Source organism: Mesotoga sp. UBA6090, from assembly GCF_002435945.1.
Taxonomy (GTDB): Bacteria; Thermotogota; Thermotogae; order Petrotogales; family Kosmotogaceae; genus Mesotoga.
On record NZ_DIXC01000068.1, the window covers coordinates 1 to 3,461 of the forward strand.

Annotated in this window: 5 protein-coding genes and 1 pseudogene; 4 read left to right on the forward strand and 2 right to left on the reverse strand. The window is 48.1% G+C overall.

Annotation, left to right across the window (positions count from 1 at the left end):
• Window positions 1–12: 12 nt before the first annotated feature.
• The 4 genes from B3K42_RS11015 to B3K42_RS11030 are packed head-to-tail and all read left to right on the forward strand — an operon-like array spanning window position 13 to window position 2,440.
• Window positions 13–855 (forward strand): carbohydrate ABC transporter permease, encoded by an 843-nt coding sequence (locus B3K42_RS11015; RefSeq protein ID WP_110991327.1) that lies wholly within the window; start codon window positions 13–15, stop codon window positions 853–855.
• A 4-nt stretch (window positions 856–859) separates the two neighbouring features.
• The gene (locus B3K42_RS11020; RefSeq protein WP_258367526.1) at window positions 860–1,033 is read left to right on the forward strand and encodes a hypothetical protein; all 174 of its coding nucleotides are present in this window, start codon (window positions 860–862) and stop codon (window positions 1,031–1,033) included.
• Window positions 1,034–1,037: 4 nt separating this feature from the next.
• A complete protein-coding gene (locus tag B3K42_RS11025) occupies window positions 1,038–1,682 on the forward strand; it encodes a nucleoside phosphorylase (protein WP_258367529.1) in 645 nt (214 codons plus the stop codon).
• Window positions 1,679–2,440: an SDR family NAD(P)-dependent oxidoreductase gene (locus tag B3K42_RS11030; RefSeq protein ID WP_110991328.1), complete on the forward strand. Its 762-nt coding sequence runs from the start codon at window positions 1,679–1,681 to the stop codon at window positions 2,438–2,440. The genes B3K42_RS11025 and B3K42_RS11030 overlap by 4 nt, the downstream gene beginning before the upstream one ends.
• Before the next feature lie 71 nt (window positions 2,441–2,511).
• Here the strand turns inward: B3K42_RS11030 and B3K42_RS11035 are convergent, their stop codons facing one another.
• Complete coding sequence (locus B3K42_RS11035; RefSeq protein WP_309146839.1) at window positions 2,512–3,300, reverse strand: sterol carrier protein domain-containing protein; 789 nt, start codon at window positions 3,298–3,300, stop codon at window positions 2,512–2,514.
• Between the two features lie 21 nt (window positions 3,301–3,321).
• Window positions 3,322–3,423: pseudogene (locus B3K42_RS11040) on the reverse strand (GNAT family N-acetyltransferase); the annotation flags it as partial.
• Between the last annotated feature and the right edge of the window lie 38 nt (window positions 3,424–3,461).

Consider the following 3,461-nt stretch of genomic DNA (forward strand, 5'->3'; position numbering starts at 1 on the left):
TGAGGTGGAATCATGAAGAAGCGAAACCTTTGGAAGACACTGATTCTCTTTGCCTTTCTCGGCATTATAAGCCTTTTCTTTCTGATCCCACTCATCTGGGTCGTTGCGTCCGCTCTAAGGCCCGCCAGTCCGCTCTACGAGTACGCCAATCCCCTGACCTGGAAGAGTTTCATTCCCACCGAACCAACACTGGAGAATTTCGTACATATATTTGTCAACCTCAACTTTGGCAGGGCCATTATGAATAGCCTTTTCGTTTCGGTCTCGACCATAGTTCTTACGGTCCTGGTAGCCTCTATGGCAGGCTTTGCGCTGGCAAAGTTTGAATTCAGGGGTAAAGCTGCAGTCTTTACAATAGTACTGATCACGTTTATGGTTCCTTTCGAGTCCATTGTCATACCGCTATATATACTCATTAAACAACTGCGTATAGATAACACATACTGGGCACTTATTCTTCCAGGCGTTGCCAACGGCCTTGCGATATTTCTTTTCAGGCAGTTCTTCTCTGAAGTGCCTTCAGAGATCATGGAAGCGGCAAGAATAGACGGCGCATCCTGGTTCAGAATCTACTGGAGGATAGTTCTCCCTCTGAGCGTTCCGGCCATAGTCACGGTAATCGTAATGGTCTTCATGTTCCAGTGGAACTCGCTGTTCTGGCCTCTTGTAGCAACCCATTCAAGCAGATTCGAAGTTGTACAGGTAGCCATCGCCGCACATAGATCAACAGAAAACACAAGCTGGGCGAACCTATTCAGTTCGGCCATTGCTGGCAGTCTTCCACCGGTAATTCTCTTCCTCTTCCTCCAGAAGTACTTCGTAAGGGGGATAAGCGGAACAGGATTGAAAGGATGATTTCATGAATAACTCGAAGAAGGCGAAGAACCACTTGCAGATTTCTAGCGACTCTCTTCCCGAGATAGCTCTTCTTCCCGGTGATCCGGCAAGAGTCTACGAGATTGGAGAGTGTTTGAGCAATGTGAAGGAAACTAGGAAACAACAGAGGCTACATAACTATAACCGGAACCTATAAAGGCCTGCCGCTTACTGTATGTTCGAGCGGAATCGGAGGCCCCTCGACTGAGATCGCTGTGGTCGAACTAAACAGGCTGGGAGTTGACACAATCATCCGTGTCGGAACCTCAGGAGGGCTTGCGGATCATGTGAAACCGGGAGACGTGATCGTGCTTTCGAGTTGCATAAGATACTCGGGAACAGCAAATCTCTTCATTCCGGAGAACTTCCCCGCCGTAGCCGATTATCGGCTACTTACGGCGTTGATCTCAGCCTGTGAAGAAGCCGGTGTGGTCTATCATGTGGGAATCGGCCTGTCGCTCGATTCCTTCTATGCTACGAAGCCCGATCTCTTGAGAAAAGACTTCCCGTCATCTATCTACGGAAAGCTTGAAGAATGGATTGCGGCCGGCGCTTTACAGCTCGACATGGAAGCGGCGACTCTCTATGTACTCTCTTCGCTTCTAAAGATCAACGCCGCTGCCATTTGCACTGCCGGATCCAATATTTCGCGAGGTGAGAGACCGGAGATTCCGCCTTCGAATGAAAACGCTATAATAGCAGCCTGCGAAGCGGCTTGCAAATTCAACAACTGGAAAGAGATCTCAATAAAGCGTGGAAGGAGTTTCACCCTTCCTCCGATAGCAGAGCGGGGTAACGAACAATGAGCGAGAGACTTGCTGGAAAGATGGCCCTTATCTTAGGAGCGGGCAGAGTGGGGAGCTCCGCCGCAAATGCATTTGTAAACGAGGGTGCGAAAGTTATTCTACTGGATAGAGACGAGGAACGGCTCGAAACTTTGAAAAAGAAACTTGAAGAATCGAGAAAGGGATTCTGTTCGACGATATGCGCAAACATAGACAATCAAAGAGATGTAGATGAGATAACAGATCTGCTGGAAGAAAGGAAATGGAAGGTCGACATTCTTCTTAACTGCCCAGCCTACATATACAGGGCATCATTTGTCGATCACCCAATCGAAGAGATTGACAGACAGTGGCATGTCAACGTGAGGATAGTCTTCATGTTGTCTCAGGCCGTAGCGAAGATGATGTCGAAAAACGGCGGTGGAAAGATTATCAATCTGGCCTCGGTTGGAGGCCTCTTTCCTGAAAAGGAACACGCCGGCCATTGCGCCGCAAAAGCGGGGATTATTGCGCTTTCAAAGGTAATGGCGCTCGAACTAGCCTCGGCTAATATTCAGGTAAACGTTGTAGCACCCGGTCCAACAGAGACCGTTCCATTTACTTCTCCCTTCTACTCTCAGCATCCTGAAGTATTGAAAAGAATAGAGGAAAAGACTCCGGCCGGAAGGATTGGTCATCCCGAAGACCATACTGGACTCATAGTATTCCTCGCTTCAGAGGAATCGAACTGGATAACTGGCCAAGTGATAATGTCTGACGGCGGACTTGGTCTGGTTTAAAGCTACAAAGCACTGACTAATATATACGCCCCGAATCGACCCGGGGCATATTCATTGCTCTCCAGAAAATGCTAGAAGTGCTGAAGCGCGAAGGGCAAGCTCTTCGGAAGATCCTGACCTTTGTAGCCGTCCGATACCTTAACCCTGCCGAACTCTATCATCTCTTTGAAGTCTGTGCTCCCGCCAACAACCGAAGACAAGGTCGCGATATCACACTCAAGATCAAAAGAGTCACTCGGTGAGAAGCTAAGTTCTCCACTCTCAACACATAGTTCGAAAACTCCGTCGTTCCATGATGCCTGGCTGTCGTCGATTTTGATTCCGACCCGCATGTCCGGAGCGTCGATTCTCAGACCGTTGAGCAGCTGGATGTCTATGATTCTGATCATAGTCCTGGGTACTATCTTAATCTCGGATGGCCTTTCCTTTAGATACGACCAGAGAAGGAAATTAGGCGGAAGGAAGGCGTGGATCTGATCGATCTGAAGAGAAAGACCTTTTAGGAAACGGAACATTGCATGCTTCGTTGTGGCATCATCCGCAAGGAAGATCGTGACTACAAACTTAAGTCCGCTGTCCTTGTCGAAGTTATCGTAGAGAAAGACATAGCGAAGCATTCCTGTAGTTCTTCCTTCTCTCTTGAACTTCACGAATTTCTTGCAAACATCGTTATCGGTTCGGAACTCGAAATCGCTTTTCCACATCTCTTCGTCTCTCAAAATCATACTGTAATGATTGCTTGCGTACTCGTTATAAAACTCTCGAATTTCTCTGTCGGCATCTTCCATCTCTTCGATCATCACTTCGACCTTCTGATCGGGAAGATCTATAGACCCGGGAGGGAACTTCGCCCTGAGCATCGTGTCAAACTCCCATCCGAGCTTTCTGTAGAAGCTTCTGCTAAAGGGATAGAGCAAAGATACGGCCTGCCCCTTCTCTCTCATAGTCTTCAGTGATCTTTCTAGGAGGAATTTGACTGCGCCCTTACCCCTGTAAAGAGCTCATCATTACCCACAAGTAT